The organism is Roseicyclus persicicus, assembly GCF_012395815.1.
In the GTDB taxonomy this organism is placed as follows: Bacteria; Pseudomonadota; Alphaproteobacteria; order Rhodobacterales; family Rhodobacteraceae; genus Roseicyclus; species Roseicyclus persicicus.
On record NZ_JAAZQQ010000002.1, the window covers coordinates 620,235 to 635,731 of the forward strand.

General features: G+C 69.0%; 17 protein-coding genes. 15 read left to right on the forward strand and 2 right to left on the reverse strand.

Annotated features, from left to right (window positions below; genetic code table 11):
- The first annotated feature begins 114 nt into the window (after positions 1-114).
- The 10 genes from HCU73_RS08380 (at position 115) to HCU73_RS08425 (ending at position 9,692) form a co-directional block, all read left to right on the forward strand.
- A complete protein-coding gene (locus HCU73_RS08380) occupies positions 115-1,272 on the forward strand; it encodes a muconate cycloisomerase family protein (protein WP_338052038.1) in 1,158 nt (385 codons plus the stop codon).
- A gap of 37 nt (positions 1,273-1,309) precedes the next feature.
- A complete protein-coding gene (gene benA / locus HCU73_RS08385) occupies positions 1,310-2,698 on the forward strand; it encodes a benzoate 1,2-dioxygenase large subunit (RefSeq protein ID WP_168622966.1) in 1,389 nt (462 codons plus the stop codon).
- Positions 2,699-2,712: 14 nt separating this feature from the next.
- The gene (benB, locus tag HCU73_RS08390) at positions 2,713-3,228 is read left to right on the forward strand and encodes a benzoate 1,2-dioxygenase small subunit (RefSeq protein ID WP_168622967.1); all 516 of its coding nucleotides are present in this window, start codon (positions 2,713-2,715) and stop codon (positions 3,226-3,228) included.
- Positions 3,229-3,300: 72 nt separating this feature from the next.
- Entirely contained in the window at positions 3,301-4,323 is a 1,023-nt protein-coding gene (gene benC / locus HCU73_RS08395) for a benzoate 1,2-dioxygenase electron transfer component BenC (RefSeq protein ID WP_168622968.1), read from the forward strand.
- On the forward strand, positions 4,320-5,099 hold the full coding sequence (gene benD / locus HCU73_RS08400) for a benzoate diol dehydrogenase BenD (RefSeq protein ID WP_168622969.1): 780 nt from the start codon (positions 4,320-4,322) through the stop codon (positions 5,097-5,099). The genes benC and benD overlap by 4 nt, the downstream gene beginning before the upstream one ends.
- Before the next feature lie 62 nt (positions 5,100-5,161).
- Entirely contained in the window at positions 5,162-6,322 is a 1,161-nt protein-coding gene (locus HCU73_RS08405) for an ABC transporter substrate-binding protein (RefSeq protein ID WP_239025482.1), read from the forward strand.
- 63 nt (positions 6,323-6,385) lie between these two features.
- On the forward strand, positions 6,386-7,255 hold the full coding sequence (locus HCU73_RS08410) for a branched-chain amino acid ABC transporter permease (RefSeq protein WP_168622971.1): 870 nt from the start codon (positions 6,386-6,388) through the stop codon (positions 7,253-7,255).
- A gap of 5 nt (positions 7,256-7,260) precedes the next feature.
- Positions 7,261-8,265, forward strand: a complete 1,005-nt coding sequence (locus HCU73_RS08415) for an ABC transporter permease subunit (RefSeq protein ID WP_168622972.1) — start codon at positions 7,261-7,263, stop codon at positions 8,263-8,265.
- On the forward strand, positions 8,258-9,001 hold the full coding sequence (locus HCU73_RS08420) for an ABC transporter ATP-binding protein (RefSeq protein ID WP_168622973.1): 744 nt from the start codon (positions 8,258-8,260) through the stop codon (positions 8,999-9,001). The genes HCU73_RS08415 and HCU73_RS08420 overlap by 8 nt, the downstream gene beginning before the upstream one ends.
- Positions 8,994-9,692 carry an ABC transporter ATP-binding protein gene (locus HCU73_RS08425; RefSeq protein WP_168622974.1) on the forward strand — a complete coding sequence of 233 codons (699 nt, stop codon included), beginning with the start codon at positions 8,994-8,996 and terminating at the stop codon, positions 9,690-9,692. Before HCU73_RS08420 ends, HCU73_RS08425 begins: the two co-directional genes overlap by 8 nt.
- Positions 9,693-9,722: 30 nt before the next feature.
- Here HCU73_RS08425 and HCU73_RS08430 read toward each other — a convergent pair whose 3' ends face one another.
- Positions 9,723-10,613: a LysR family transcriptional regulator gene (locus HCU73_RS08430; RefSeq protein WP_168622975.1), complete on the reverse strand. Its 891-nt coding sequence runs from the start codon at positions 10,611-10,613 to the stop codon at positions 9,723-9,725.
- Between the two features lie 88 nt (positions 10,614-10,701).
- Positions 10,702-11,577 carry a dioxygenase family protein gene (locus tag HCU73_RS08435; protein ID WP_168622976.1) on the reverse strand — a complete coding sequence of 292 codons (876 nt, stop codon included), beginning with the start codon at positions 11,575-11,577 and terminating at the stop codon, positions 10,702-10,704.
- A 276-nt stretch (positions 11,578-11,853) separates the two neighbouring features.
- Here HCU73_RS08435 and HCU73_RS08440 point away from each other — a divergent pair, with 276 nt between their 5' ends.
- The 5 genes from HCU73_RS08440 to HCU73_RS08460 are packed head-to-tail and all read left to right on the forward strand — an operon-like array spanning position 11,854 to position 15,291.
- A complete protein-coding gene (locus HCU73_RS08440; protein ID WP_168623259.1) occupies positions 11,854-12,216 on the forward strand; it encodes a hypothetical protein in 363 nt (120 codons plus the stop codon).
- Positions 12,213-13,070, forward strand: a complete 858-nt coding sequence (locus tag HCU73_RS08445; RefSeq protein ID WP_168622977.1) for an alpha/beta fold hydrolase — start codon at positions 12,213-12,215, stop codon at positions 13,068-13,070. Before HCU73_RS08440 ends, HCU73_RS08445 begins: the two co-directional genes overlap by 4 nt.
- A 12-nt stretch (positions 13,071-13,082) precedes the next feature.
- Positions 13,083-13,940, forward strand: coding sequence for a 3-oxoadipate:acetyl-CoA acetyltransferase (locus HCU73_RS08450; RefSeq protein ID WP_168622978.1), 858 nt, complete (start codon positions 13,083-13,085; stop codon positions 13,938-13,940).
- Positions 13,937-14,665, forward strand: coding sequence for a CoA transferase subunit A (locus tag HCU73_RS08455; RefSeq protein ID WP_168622979.1), 729 nt, complete (start codon positions 13,937-13,939; stop codon positions 14,663-14,665). The genes HCU73_RS08450 and HCU73_RS08455 overlap by 4 nt, the downstream gene beginning before the upstream one ends.
- Entirely contained in the window at positions 14,665-15,291 is a 627-nt protein-coding gene (locus HCU73_RS08460; protein ID WP_168622980.1) for a CoA transferase subunit B, read from the forward strand. The genes HCU73_RS08455 and HCU73_RS08460 overlap by 1 nt, the downstream gene beginning before the upstream one ends.
- Positions 15,292-15,497: the final 206 nt, after the last annotated feature.

Consider the following 15,497-nt stretch of genomic DNA (forward strand, 5'->3'; position numbering starts at 1 on the left):
CTGCTCCCCGGGCTGCGGCGCGTGCCGCGGCAGGGTATCAGCCAAGACCCCCCGCATCATCGACAGATCCGGCCTCCCGCCCGCATGGTCCGCCTCAACGCAGAGCCAAGCACGGTGACCCAAGTGACCACGATCGACCGCATCGACACCCGCATCCTCGATATCCCCACGATCCGGGGGCATGTCCTGTCGATGGCGACGATGCGGACCCAGACCGCCGTGCTGGTGCGCATCCGCTTTTCGGACGGCTCCGAGGGGCTGGGCGAGGGCACCACCATCGGCGGTCTCAGCTACGGTCCCGAAAGCCCCGAAAGCATCCGCTCGGCCATAGACACCTACCTTGCCCCGGCGCTGGTCGGGCGGTCGGCCGATGACGTGAACGGCGCGATCCAGCTGATGGACCGCGTCGCCCGCGGCAACCGGATCGCCAAGACCGCCGTGGAGATCGCCCTCTGGGACGGGCTCGGCAAGCGCCTCGGCGTGTCGGTCGCGCAGCTCTTCGGCGGGGCGGTCCACGCCCGCCTGCCCGTGGCCTGGACGCTCGCCTCGGGCAACTCCGAGACCGACATCGCCGAGGCCGAGGAGATGATCGCCACCGGCCGCCACCGCATCTTCAAGCTGAAGATCGGCAAGCGCGCCGTGGCCGAGGACGTGGCCCATGTCGCCCGCATCAAGGCCGCGCTGGGCGATGCCGCCAGCATCCGCGTCGACGTCAACCAGAGCTGGTCGCTCGCCGAAGCGCGCCGCGGCCTCGCGGCTCTGCAGGATGCCGGCTGCGAGCTGGTCGAGCAGCCGGTCGCCGCGCGGTCCCTCGCCGCGATGGCCGAGCTGACCCGCGGCCATGCCATCGCGGTGATGGCCGACGAGGCGCTGAACGGGCCCGAGGATGCGCTGGCCGTGGCCGGCAAGGCCGCCGCCGATGTCTTCGCCGTCAAGATCGCGCAGTCGGGCGGGCTCAAGCGCGCCGCCGAGGTGGTGGCGATCGGGCAGGCGGCGGGCCTCGGGCTCTACGGCGGCACGATGCTGGAAACCGGCCTCAGCACCGCCGCCGCGCTGCAGCTCTTCGCCACCGTCGAGCGGCTGGACTGGGGGACGGAACTCTTCGGTCCGCTGCTCCTGACCGCCGACATCCTCGCCGAGCCCATCACCTACCGCGACTTCCATGTCGAGGTGCCCCGTGGCCCCGGCCTCGGCGCCGCCCTCGACCCCGACAAGATCGATTTCTACCGCCGCGACCGCGCCCGCAGCGTGACCGCGGTGGCGGGCGAATAGCCCGACAGACCCACGACAGCCAGGAGGAGACCCGCCCATGTTCACCCAAGCCACCCTCGACGATCTCGCCGGCCGCCTCGACGGCATGGTGCAGGACGATCCCGAAAACGGCATCTTCCGCGCCCGCCGGGACATGTTCACCGACCCCGAGCTGTTCGAGCTCGAGATGAAGCACATCTTCGAGGGCAACTGGATCTACATGGCCCATGAAAGCCAGATCCCGAACCCCGGCGACTACTTCACCCTGCACATGGGCCGGACGCCGGTGATGATCACCCGCGACAAGGACGGCAACCTGAACGCGCTGGTCAATGCCTGCTCGCACCGCGGCGCGATGCTGTGCCGGTTCAAGCGGCGAAACCAGAAGACCTTCACCTGCCCGTTCCACGGCTGGACCTTCTCCAACACCGGCAAGCTCCTGAAGGTGAAGGACCCGAACGGCGCCGGCTACCCCGAGCAGTTCAACACCGACGGCAGCCATGACCTGACCCGCGTGGCCCGGTTCGAGAACTACCGCGGCTTCCTGTTCGGCTCGCTCAACGCCGATGTCCAGCCGCTCGCGGACTATCTCGGCGAGGCACGGCACATGATCGACATGATCGTAGACCAGGCCGACGAGGGGCTCGAGGTGTTGCGCGGCTCCTCCACCTACACCTTCGACGGCAACTGGAAGCTGCAGGCCGAGAACGGCGCCGATGGCTACCACGTCTCGTCCGTCCACTGGAACTACGTCGCCACCACGGCGCACCGCAACGAGGACGGCAAGGAAGACAAGATCAAGGCCACCGACGCCTCGAAATGGTCCAAGCAGCGCGGCGGCTTCCATTCCTACGAGAACGGCCACCTGCTCCTGTGGACGCAGTGGGCCGACCCGACCAACCGCCCGAACTATCCCCGCCTGGGCGAGTGGACCGAGAAGTTCGGCCAGACCAAGGCGGAGTGGATGGTGGGCGTCCTGCGCAACCTCTGCCTCTATCCCAATGTCTTCCTGATGGACCAGTTCTCCAGCCAGATCCGCGTGTTCCGGCCCATCAGCGTCGACCAGACCGAGGTGACGATCTACTGCATCGCGCCTAGGGGCGAGCCCGCTGAGGCCCGCGCCCGCCGCATCCGGCAATACGAGGATTTCTTCAACGCCTCGGGCATGGCGACGCCCGACGACACCGAGGAATTCCGCGCGACCCAGCGGGGGTATGCCGGTGCGGCGCACGCCAAGTGGAACGACCTCACCCGCGGCGCCACCCAGTGGATCCAGGGGCCGGACGAGGACGCGAAGGCGCTGGGCGTCAACCCGATCCTCTCGGGCGCGCGCACCGAGGACGAGGGCCTCTTCGTTATCCAGCACACCCAATGGACCGAGCGCATGGCCGCGGCCATCGCCAGGGAACGCAGCACCGCGCCCGCGACCCGCGTGGCGGCCGAGTGAGGGAGGACCAGACCATGACCATCGCCACCCCGATCCGCCCGGACCTGTCCTTCGACGAGATCCAGGCCTTCCTCTACGCCGAGGCCCGCGCGCTCGACGACCGCGACTGGGATACCTGGCTGACCTTCTACCACAAGGACTGCCCGTTCTGGATGCCGGCCTGGGACGACGAGGACAAGCTGACCGAGGATCCGCAGACCGAGATCTCGCTGATGTTCTACCCCGACCGGGCGGGCATCGAGGACCGCGTGTTCCGCATCAAGACCGACCGGTCATCCGCCACCTCGCTGCCCGAGCCGCGGACCTCGCACAACATCTCGAACATCGAGGTGCTGGCGCGCGAGGGCTCGCAGATCAAGCTGCGCTTCAACTGGCTGACCCTGTCCTACCGCTACGGGCAGACCGACCAGCACTGGGGCACGTCCTACTACACGATCGACACCGCCGAGGGGCGGCCGCTGATCACGTCGAAGAAGGTGGTGCTGAAGAACGACCGCATCCACCACGTCATCGACGTCTACCACATCTGATCCCGCCCCAAGGGGCACCATGGCACCGCGCGCGCCCGGACAGGGCCGCGCGGACAAGGGAGGAGCTTGGCCATGACGACCTACAGCATCGCGCTCAACTTCGAGGATGGCGTCACCCGCGTCATCGCCTGCGACGACGACGAGAAGGTGACCGAGGCCGCCTTCCGCCAGAAGATCAACCTGCCGATGGATTGCCGCGACGGGGTCTGCGGCACCTGCAAGTGCTTCGCCGAGAAGGGCAGGTACGAGCTGGAATTCTACATGGACGAGGCGATGACCGAGGACGAGGCCGAGCAGGGCTACGTCCTGACCTGCCAGATGATCCCGCAGAGCGACTGTGTTGTCCGCGTGCCGGCCTCCTCCGCCGTCTGCAAGACCGCGCCCGAGGCGGTGGCGGGCGAGGTGCTGGGGGTCGACCGGCTGTCCGATACCTCCTTCGGGCTGCGGGTGAAACTCGCGCGCCCCATGGGCTTCCTGCCCGGCCAGTATGTCAACGTCACCGTGCCGGGCACCGGCGCGCACCGGTCCTATTCCTTCTCCTCCGCGCCCGGCCGGGACGAGGCGACGTTCCTCATCCGCAACCTGCCCGGCGGCACGATGAGCGGCTACCTGTCCGACCGCGCCCGGCCCGGCGATGCCGTCACCCTGACCGGGCCGATGGGCGCCTTCTACCTGCGCCCCGTGACGCGGCCGCAGCTGTGGCTGGCGGGCGGCACCGGCCTTGCGCCCTTCCTGTCGATGCTGGAGAGCCTGGCCGCACAGGGCTGCGATCAACCCGTGACGCTCTACTATGCCGTCACCCGCGCCGCCGACCTGGTGGAGCTTGACCGGGTGCAGGCGCTCGCCGACCGGATCGGCGGGGTCGAGGTCATCACGATCCTCGCCGCTGCCGAGGACGACCACCCGCGCAAGGGCTTCGTCACCAACCATCTGTCCGCCGACGACCTCCGGGGCGGCGATGTCGATGTCTACCTCTGCGGCCCGCCGCCGATGGTCGATGCCGTGCGCGCGCATTTCGGCACGCTCGGCGTCGAGCCCGCCAACTTCTTCTACGAGAAGTTTAACCCGACCGAGGCGGAGGCCGCCGCCGCATGAGCCCGCGTTTCGCAGACAAGGTGATGGTCGTCACCGGCGCGGCCCAAGGCATCGGCCGCCGCGTCGCCGAACGCGCCGCCGCCGAGGGCGCGGCCGTGCTGGTCGTCGACCGCTCGGCGCATCGCGACGAGGTGGTGGCCGCCATCCGCGCGGCGGGCGGCGTGGCCGAAGCCTTTGGCGCCGACCTCGAGACCTGGGAGGGCTGCGCCGCCGCGATGGCCGAGGCGGTCCGCCACTGGGGGCGCATCGACATCCTCGTCAACAACGTGGGCGGCACGATCTGGGCCAAGCCCTTCGAGCATTACGAGCCGCCCCAGATCGACGCCGAGGTGCGCCGGTCGCTGTTCCCCACGCTCTACTGCTGCCGCGCCGCGCTCGACCACATGCTGCCGCGCGGGCAGGGCGTGATCGTCAACGTCTCGTCCATCGCCACCCGTGGCCTGAACCGCGTGCCCTATGCCGCGGCCAAGGGCGGCGTGAACGCGATCACCGCGAGCCTCGCCTGGGAGGTCGCCGAGCGCGGTATCCGCGTCGTCGCCACGGCCCCCGGCGGCACCGAGGCCCCCCCGCGCCTCACGCCGCGCAACCCCAACGCGGCCGAGGAACAGCGCGAGGACTGGTACCGCACCATCGTCGACCAGACCATCGGGTCGTCGTTCATGAAACGTTACGGAACGCTCGACGAGCAGGCAGGCCCGATCCTGTTCCTGGCGTCGGACGAGGCCTCCTACATCACCGGCGTCACGCTGCCGGTGGGCGGGGGCGATCTCGGCTAGGCCCGGAGGAGGGGCCGACCAGACACTTAACCGGAGGAAATCCCACAATGAAACGCGCTACTATGGCGACCCTCGCGGCCGCCACCACCCTTGCTTTGCCTGCCGCTGCCGATACCGTCGACATCGGCATCCTGCTGCCCTTCTCGGGCGTCTATGCCTCGCTCGGCAACGAGATCGAGGCGGGCTTTGCCCTCGGCCTCGAGACCTACGGCAATGACCTTGATGTCGAGATCATCCTGCACCGCGAGGATACCGAGGTGACGCCCGCCACGGGCCTCGCCCGCACCCGCAAGCTGATCCTGCAGGATGACGTGGATGCAATCGTCGGCATCGTCTCCTCGGGCGTGCTCGGCGCCGTGCGCGACCTGGTCGACGGCGCGGGCGTGCCGCTGATCGTGGCGAATGCCGGCAACGACGCGGCGACGGGCGAGGACTGCAGCCCCTGGATCACCCGCGTCTCGTTCTCGAACGGGCAGGTGAACCGGCCGATGGGCCGCTGGATGGCCGAGCAGGGGATCGAGACGGTCTACACCCTCGCCCCTGACTACGCCGCCGGTCGCCAGATGATCGAGGGCTTCGCCGGCGCCTTCACCGAGGCGGGCGGCACCATCCTCGGCAGCGACTTCACGCCGTTCCAGCAGACACAGGATTTCGGCCCCTACATCGCGCAGGCCCAGGCCTCCGGCGCGGACGCGCTCTTCGTGTTCTACGCGGGCGGCGAGGCGATCTCCTTCGTGAACCAGTACGCGAGCTTCGGCGCCGCCGAGGACCTGCCGCTCTACGGCTCGGGCTTCCTGACCTCGCAGCTCTACGTGAACGCGCAGGGCGCGTCGGCCGAGGGCGTGATCACCGCGCTGCACTACGTGCCGACCCTCGACAACCCCGAGAACGCCGCTTTCGTTGCGGCCTTCGCGGCGGCGAACGGGCGCCTGCCCTCGGAATACGCCGTGCAGGGCTACGACGCCGCCCGCGCGCTGACCGAGGCGCTGGCCACAGGCGCGCGCGACCGCGAGACGCTGGGTGCTGCGCTGCGGCAGGTCAGCTTCACCGGCCCGCGCGGCGCGCTGGCGATCGACCCGGCGACCAACAACATCGTGCAGCCGATCTACGTCTACGAGACCGTGACGGGGCCCGAAGGCATGACCCAGGAGGTGCTGGCCGCGCTGCCCGCCGAGGCCGACCCGGTGAACGGCTGCGTGATGCCGTCGCTGCCCACGAACTGAGCCCGACCGGGGCCGCCCGACCCGCCGGGCGGCCCTTTTCCCAAGCTGGCGCGAGGTGGTCCCATGACCCAAGACCTGTCGTTCTGGACCTTGCAGACGCTGAACGCGCTGCAGCTGTCCATGCTCCTCTTCCTGCTCTCCATCGGCCTGACGGTCATCTTCGGGCTGATGCACTTCGTGAACCTCGCCCACGGCGCGCTCTACGCGCTCGGGGCCTACATCGCGGCCACGCTGGCGGGCACCGCCGGGTTCTGGGCGGCGATCCTGCTCGCGCCCCTCGGCGTCGCGCTGGTGGGTGTCGTCCTTTACGGCGGGCTGATCCGGCGGATGCGAAAATCCGGACCGATGGCGCAGGTGCTGGTGACCTTCGGCCTGATCTTCGCGCTGCTCGATCTCACCCGCATCCTCTGGGGTGACCTCGCGCTCGCCATGTCCATGCCCGCGGTCCTCTCGGGGCAGGTCGATCTGCTCGGCGTCTCCTACCCGGCCTACCGGCTGTTCATCATCGTGCTCGGTGCCGCGATCTTCGCCGCGCTGGCGCTGGTGCTCGCGCGCACCCAGATCGGCGCGATGATCCGGGCGGGCGTCGACAACGACGCGATGGCGGCCTGCCTCGGCATCAACGTGGAGCGGCTGTTCTTCGTCGTGTTCTGCGTCGGCTGCGCGCTGGCGGGGCTGGCAGGCGCGGTCGCCGCGCCGCTCCTGAGCGTCACGCCCGGCATGGGCCTGCAGATCCTGATCCCGACGCTGATCGTGATCGTCATCGGCGGCCTCGGCTCGCTCAAGGGCGCCATCGCGGGCTCGCTGATCTACGGCTTCGTCCAGACCTTCGGCGCCGTCCTCGCGCCGCAGCTCGCCTCGGTCCTCATCTACGCGCTGCTCGCCGCGGTCCTCGTGATCAAGCCGGTGGGCCTGTTCCCCGCGAAAGGATAACGCCCGTGTTCCGTCACACCCCCCTTCGCCACGCGGTCCTCGCCATCCTCGCCCTCGCCGCGCTGATGCAGGCCTTCACCGCCGGCTATTTCGGCCTCGAGATCCTGATCGAGATCCTGATCCTCTGCATGCTGGTGCTCGCGCTCGACCTCGTGGCGGGCTTCGGCGGCATGGTCTCGCTCTGCCACGGCGCGCTGATGGGCGTGGGCGCTTATGCCTTCGCCGCGCTGGCGACGCTCGCGGGCCTCGACCCCTGGCTTGCGGCGCTGGCCGCCGTGGCGCTGACCGCGGCGGTGGCCTGGGTCATCGGCGCGATCTGCGCCCGGAGCCACGGCATCTACTTCATCATGGCGACGCTCGCCTTCGGGCAGATGGCCTATTCCTACGTCTTCGAGTCGCCGCTGTTCGGCGGCGACGACGGGATGGGCGGGATCGACCGCTTCGACCTCACCGCCATCGGGATCGACCTCAACGACAGCCGGACCTTCGCGCTGTTCTGCCTCGCCGTCCTCGGGGCCGTGTATCTCTTCGCCACCGCGATCCTGCGCTCCGGCCTCGGCCGCAGCCTGACCGGCGTGATGCACAACGAGAAGCGGATGAAGGCGCTGGGCCTGAACACCTGGCGCATCAAGGCGGACGTGTTCGGCCTGTCCGGCATCATCGCCGGCATCGCGGGCGTGCTTGCCGCGCAGCACATCATGTTCATCTCGCCCGGCCTCCTGAACTGGACCGTATCGGGCGAGGCGCTGGTGGTGGTGATCCTCGGCGGTCTCGGCACGCTGGTCGGCCCGCTCGTCGGCGCGGTCGCCTTCGTGGTGATGAAGCACCAGCTGGGCGAGGTCACGACCTACTGGCACCTCGTCGTCGGCATCGTCCTGATCGCCGTGGTGATGAGCCGCGCCAACGGCATCTTCGGCTGGGCCGAGGCCCGCTGGGGCGCCCGCCTAGACCGGCGCCTCGCCGACGCCACCCGTTCCCCCACGCCCGAGGAGGTGACCTCCGATGCTTGAGACCCGCAGCCTGACCAAGAGCTTCGGCGCCATCCACGTCACCCGGTCGGTCTCGCTCCGGCTGGAGCGGGGCGAGCGCCGGGTGATCCTCGGCCCGAACGGGGCCGGCAAGACCACGCTGTTCAACCTGCTGGTGGGGGAGCTTGCGCCCGACAGCGGCACGGTGCACCTCGCCGGCGAGGACGTCACCGCGCTGCCCGTCGCCCGGCGCGCGCGGCGCGGCCTGTCGCGGAGCTACCAGAAGAACACGCTGTTCGACGGGCTGACGGTCGAGGAAAACCTCGCGCTCGCCGCCGCGGTGCCCACGGGCCACGCCACGCGCCTCTGGTCCGACAGCCTGTCCCGCCCCGAGATCCGCGAGACCGTGGCCGAGGTGGCCGAGCAGGTCCGACTGGTGCCCTACCTGCACGCGAAGGTCTCCGAGGTCAGCTACGGCGTCCGCCGGCAGCTGGAGGTCGGCGTGGCGCTGGCGACCCGGCCCCATGTCCTCCTGATGGACGAGCCGACCAGCGGCGTCGGCCCCGAGATGTCCAAAGGGTTCCACGACCTCCTGAACGACCTGCCGAGCGACCTGACGCTGCTCATCATCGAGCACGACATGGACCTCGCCTTTGCGGTGGCCGACACGATCACCGTGCTCAACTACGGCGAGGTCGTCTTCGACGGCCTGCCCGAGGCGGCGCGCGGCTCGAAACTCCTGAAGGACATCTATCTGGGGAGCTGGGAAGATGCTTGATCTCGATGCCGTCTCGTCGGGCTACGGCGAAACGCAGGTGCTCTACGGGCTCAGCCTGAAGGCCCAGCAGGGCCGGGTGCTGGCCGTGCTGGGCCGCAACGGCGCGGGCAAGTCCACGACGCTGAAGACCATCATGGGCCTCCTGCCGCGACGGGGCGGCAGCATCACCTTCGAGGGAAGGCCGATCGCCGCCCGGCCCTTCGACATCGCGCAATCGGGCATCGCCTACGTCCCCGAGACGCGCGACATCTTCCCCTCGCTCACCGTGCGCGAGAACCTCGAGATCGCGGCGCGCCGGTTCGGCGGCAAGGGGGCGGACTGGACGCTCGACCGGGTGGTCGACCTCTTCCCGCGGCTGGGCGAGCGCATGAGGAACGGCGGGGCCGAGCTGTCGGGCGGCGAGCAGCAGATGCTGGCCATCGCCCGCGGCCTCCTGATGAACCCGCGCCTCCTGATCCTCGACGAGCCGACCGAGGGGCTTGCCCCCATCATCGTCAAGCTGATCCATGACAAGCTGATGGAACTCAAGCAGGCGGGGCTGTCGATGGTGCTGGTCGAGCAGAATTTCGGCTTCGCGACCTCGCTCGCCGACGACGTGGTGGTGGTCAGCAAGGGCCAGGTCGTCTGGTCGGGCAGCCCGGCCGCGATCCGCGCGGACGAGGCCGTACAGCACCGCTGGCTCGGGGTCTGAGACAGGGCGGGCGGCCCGCGTGGCCGCCCGTCACAGGATCTTGCGGGCGACCTTCTGCGCTAGCTTGACGAAGTTCTGGACGTGGACGCCCTGTTCGTCGAGGCGGTAGTTGACTGACAGGGTGGTGCGCGCGATCTCGGGCTCGATCTTGAGGAATTTCATGCCCTTGCGCGGCGCGTTGGCGACGGATTCGGGGACGATGCAGACGCCTTCGCCGACCGACACAAGGCTCAGCGCCGTCTGCAGGTCCATGCACCAGACCCGCAGCGGCACCTCGAACCCCGCCGCCTCGCAGGCGTTCAGCACGAAGTCGGCGTAGCTCGGGCGCGGGTATTCCGGGTAGAGGATCAGGTTGTGGGTCTGGAGCCGCTCCAGCCTGGCGACCGTGCGCCCGCCGGTGTCCACCACGTCGGGCAGCGCGAGGATCAGCTTTTCCTCCTGCAACTCGCGCGTCACGAACTCCGCGTCCTGCAGCGCGGGCCGGGCGAAGGCCACGTCCAGTTCGCGCGACACCAGCGCCCGGTGCAGCTGCGCGTTGTTCATCGGGATCAGGCTCAGGTTCACCTCGGGGTAGTTCGCCCGGAACGACTTGATGATGTTGGGCAGGATGCCGAAGGTCGCCGAGCCGACGAAGCCGATCCGGAGCCGCCCCTCGGCCCCCTGGCCCAGGCGCCGCACCTCCAGCCGCGTGTCCTCCATCTGCGCGAGGATCGACTTGCCGCGCTTGAGCAGGCGTTCGCCCGCCTGCGTGAGGCTGATCGCGCTGCGCCCGCGGTTGAACAGAACCGCGCCCAGCTCCTCCTCCAGCTGCTTGATCTGGCGGCTCAAGGGCGGCTGCGCCATGTCGAGCCGCTCGGCCGCGCGGCCGAAATGCAGCTCCTCGGCGACGGCGATGAAATAGGTCAGCTGACGGAAGTTCATGCCGGTCTCCTGTTGGCGCGCGGGCGCATCATGACAAAAAAGAAGGCCCCCGGAAATCCGGGGGCCAGGCTCAGGGAGAAAGGGGCGATCACTCGGCCGCGACGGCGCGCTCGGCGGCGGCCGCCTTCAGGACGAAGTCGAAGGTGAAGTGCAGGTCGGTGCCGAGCTCCTTGGCCGCCGGACGGAAGGTGCCGATCAGGCTTTCCTTCACGGCGAAGACGCTGTCCTCGTCCAGCCACTTGCTGTCGGCGTCGTAGATCTGGCTGATCAGCGGCCGGTAGCCCTCGCGCGACAGGATGAAGTGGACGTGGCCGGGGCGGTTCGGGTGGTGGCCCATGAAGCGCAGGAGCTCGCCCGCCGTCTCGTCATCCGGGATCGGGTAGGGCACGGGGCGCACGGCGACGAAGGCATAGTGGCCGGTCTCGTCGGTCTCGAAGCGGCCGCGCAGGTTGTATTCCGGCTGGTCGGGGTCGAGGTTCTCGTAGATGCCGTTCGGCGCGTCCTCCCAGACGTCCAGCGTGACGCCGGCGATGCCGCGGCCCGCCTCGTCGCGGACATAGCCCTCGAAGTAGACGGTTTCCTCGTTGTCGTAGTGCTTCTGGATCGTCGAGGCGCCCTTGGGCAGGACCGGCGGGTTCTCGCGGTAGAAGGGGCCGAGCACGGTCGACTCGCTCTCGTTGCCCTCGACCGGGTTGGTCATCATGTCGACCAGCACCTCGATGCCAAGGATGTCGCCGAGCAGGATGAACTCCTGCCGGTTGTCGTTGCAGAGCTTGCCGGCGCGGGCGAGGTAGTCGCAGGCGGCGAGGAACTCGTGGTGCTGCAGCTTCACGTCCTTCACGAAGCCGTGCAGGTGCCGGATCAGCGCGGTCGCGATCTCGCGCTCGCGCTCGGTGATCTCGCCATGCTTGCCGAGGCTGCCGACCACGACGTCGGTGATGTTCTGTGCGTTGACGATGCCCATGGCTTGAAAACTCCTCCTGGCATGGATGCGTCCGGTCACGGGATCGGCCTGGGGCCCCCGTTGCCGGCATCCTGCGCCCGATGCGGGCTCCCTTCCCATGCCTGCCAGGGTATCGGATCATACCGTATCAAGTCAAGATGATCTTGATATGAGATTAAATGGGGCGCGCAGGTATCGCCCCATACCCGCCCCGGCATGGCGGCTTCGGGCGCGGGCATGGCAGCAGGGCGGGGACATTCCGACGCGAGGGAGGCCCCGGTGCTCGACACCTTCCACATGGTCCAGGCCCGCCTGGACGCCACGCCCCACCTGCAGCGGCTGGGGCGGCTGTTCTCCGAAACCGTGCTGGTCGAGGTCGACGGCGAGGAGATCTACCTCGGCTTCGACCGCGGCCGGCTGGCGACCGTCACCCCGGGCCCGAGCCGCAAGACGCCCTGGCGCTTCGCGCTCCGTACCGACGGAGCGGCGCTGGCCGAATTCTGGCGCGCCCGGCCCCAGCCGGGGTTCCACGACATCTTCGGTCTGGTGAAGATCGGCCGCGGCCGGATCGACGGCGACATCCTGTGCCTCGTGCGGAACCTGCGGTTCTTCAAGGAGGTGATGGCGCTGCCCCGCGCCGGGCAGGAGGGCGCGGCATGAGCTTCGAGCCGATCACCGGGCGCTACCTGACCGTCACCGTCGGCGGCGCCCCCCGCCGCATCTATGTCGAGGAGGCAGGGCGGGGCCGCCCCGTCCTCTGCCTGCACACCGCGGGTGCCGACACGCGGCAATGGCGCCACCTGATGAACGACGCCGCCGTCACCGACGGCAACCGCCTGATCGCCTTCGACATGCCGTGGCACGGCAAGTCGCTGCCGCCCGAGGGCTGGGAGACGCAGGACTACCTGCTGACGACGGAGGCCTACATCGAGACCGTGCTGGCCGTCATCGACGCGATGGGCCTCGATCGCCCCGTGCTGGCGGGCTGCTCGATGGGCGGGCGCATCGCGCTGCAGCTCGCGGCGCTGCATGGCCACCGTTTCGCCGGCTTCATCGCCATCGAGGCGTCGGATTTCCAGCCGGCGTGGTACGACATCGACTGGTTCCACCGCCCCGACGCCCACGGCGGCGAGATGGGCGCGGCGCTGGTCTCGGCCAACATCTCGCCCCATGCGCCGCCAGTGGAACGCTGGAACACGCTGTGGATGTTCATGCAGAGCGGGCCGGGCGTGTTCCGGGGCGACCTCAGCTTCTACACCAGGGACGACAGCCTGATCGGGCGGCTTGGCCGGATCGACACCGCCAGAACGCCCGTCCACCTGCTCGTCGGCGCCTATGACCTGACCTGCACGCCCGAGGACGCCCGCCGCACCGCCGCCGCCATCCCCGGCGCGACCCTCGCGGTGATGGAGGAGCTGGGCCATTTCCCGATGAGCGAACACCCCGAGGGGTTCCGCCCCTTCTTCCTCGACGCGCTGGCCCGGATGCCGATGCCCCGCGCCGATGCCGCCTGACAGGACATTCCGATGACCAAACCCTGCATCATCTGCGTCGCCATCACCGGCTCGCTGCCGACCAAGGCGAACAACCCCGCCGTGCCGATCAGCGTGTCGGAACAGATCGAGTCGACCCACGAGGCCTTCGAGGCGGGCGCCACCATCGTCCACGTCCATGTGCGCAACGACGACCAGACCCCGTCCTCGGACCCCGAGAAATTCGCACGGCTGAAGGAGGGGCTGGAAAAGCACTGCCCCGGCATGATCATCCAGTTTTCGACCGGCGGGCGCTCGGGGGCCGGGCAGGCGCGCGGGGCGATGCTGCCCTTGCGGCCCGACATGGCGTCGCTGTCGGTCGGCTCCAACAACTTCCCCACGCGGGTCTACGAGAACCCGCCGGAGCTGGTCGATTGGCTCGCCGCCGAGATGCTGACCTACGATGTGAAGCCCGAGATCGAAGCCTTCGACCTCGGCCACATCCTCAAGGCGCGCGAGATGGCCGACCGCGGCCAGCTCAAGGGCACGCCCTATGTGCAGTTCGTGATGGGTGTGAAGAATTCCATGCCCGCCGACCGCGACGTGTTCGACTACTACGTCCGCACCGTCCGGCGCCTGTTCGGGGAAGACGCGCCCTGGTGCGCGGCGGGGATCGGTCCGACCCAGCTGACGCTGAACGACTGGGCGATTTCCGCGGGTGGGCACGCGCGTACGGGGCTGGAGGACAATGTCCGGCTCGACCGCGAGAGGCTTGCACCGTCGAACGCCGCCCTCGTGCGCCGCGCCGCCGAGATATGCGAGACCTACGGCCGCCCCGTCGCCACCTGGCAACAGGCGCGCGAGATCCTCGGGCTCCGCATGCCCGCATCGGCCGGTGAGGTGGCGGCATGAAGAAGGTCTACGGCTCGGCGAAAGAGGCGCTGGAGGGCGTCCTGTTCGACGGCATGCTGATCGCGTCGGGGGGCTTCGGCCTCTGCGGCATCCCCGAGCTCTTGATCGACGGCATCGTGGAGTCGGGCGTCAAGGACCTGACGGTCGCCTCGAACAATGCCGGCATCGACGGCTTCGGCCTTGGCAAGCTCCTAGCCACGCGGCAGGTCAGGAAGATGATGTCGTCCTACGTCGGCGAAAACGCCGAGTTCATGCGCCAGTACCTCAGCGGAGAGCTGGAGCTGGAGTTCAACCCGCAGGGCACGCTGGCCGAGCGCATGCGCGCGGGCGGCGCGGGCATCCCCGGCTTCTACACCAAGACCGGCGTCGGCACCGTCATCGCCGAGGGCAAGGAGCACAAGGACTTCGACGGGCAGACCTACATCCTCGAGCGGGGCATCTTCGCCGACCTGTCCATCGTCAAGGCGTGGAAGGCCGACGAGACCGGCAACGCGGTGTTCCGCAAGACTGCCCGCAACTTCAACCCGCCGGCGGCCATGTGCGGCAAGGTCTGCATCATGGAGGTGGAGGAGATCGTCCCGACCGGCAGCCTCGACCCCGACACCATCCACCTGCCGGGCATCTACGTGCACCGCCTGATCCAGGGCGAGCACGAGAAGCGGATCGAGCAACGCACGACGAGACCGCGCCCCGATGGGGCGACGCGCAAGAGGGAGACCGCCTGATGGCCTGGGACCGCAACCAGATGGCCGCCCGCGCCGCGCAGGAGCTGCGCGACGGCATGTACGTGAACCTCGGCATCGGCATCCCGACGCTGGTGTCGAACTACATCCCCGACGGCATGACCGTGACGCTGCAGTCGGAGAACGGGATGCTCGGCATGGGCCCCTTTCCCTACGAGGGCGAGGAAGACCCCGACCTCATCAATGCCGGCAAGCAGACCATCACCGAGCTGCCCCACACCGCCTATTTCGACAGCGCGACCAGCTTCGGCATGATCCGGGGCGGCAAGATCGCGATGGCGATCCTGGGCGCGATGGAGGTCAGCGAGAAGGGCGACCTCGCCAACTGGATGATCCCCGGCAAGCTGGTGAAGGGCATGGGCGGGGCGATGGACCTGGTGGCGGGAGTCGGTCGCGTGGTGGTGGTGATGGACCACACCAACAAGCACGGCGAGTCGAAGGTGCTGAAAGAGTGCACCCTGCCGCTGACGGGCACGGGGGTGGTGGACCTGATCATCACCAACCTCGGCGTGCTGGAGGTGGTCGAGGGTGGCCTGAAGCTCCTGGAACTCGCCGACGGCGTGACCGAGGACGAGCTCCGCGCCGCGACCGAGGCGACGCTTGTCTGAGCGCCGCCCGGCGGGCATTTCCGGCTAGCGGCTCAATGGCGATTACGGAATTGGGACCGCTGTCGCCTTGCGGTCAGGACCCGAAACACGCTTGAGGCCGCCTCGGCTGCGCGATGCAGGCTCCCGCGACGAGGGGGCATGTCAGGCCCGCACCCGAGCAGATGGATCGGCAGCGGCCCTTCCCTCCGAAGTCCCGCGCCAGGCAA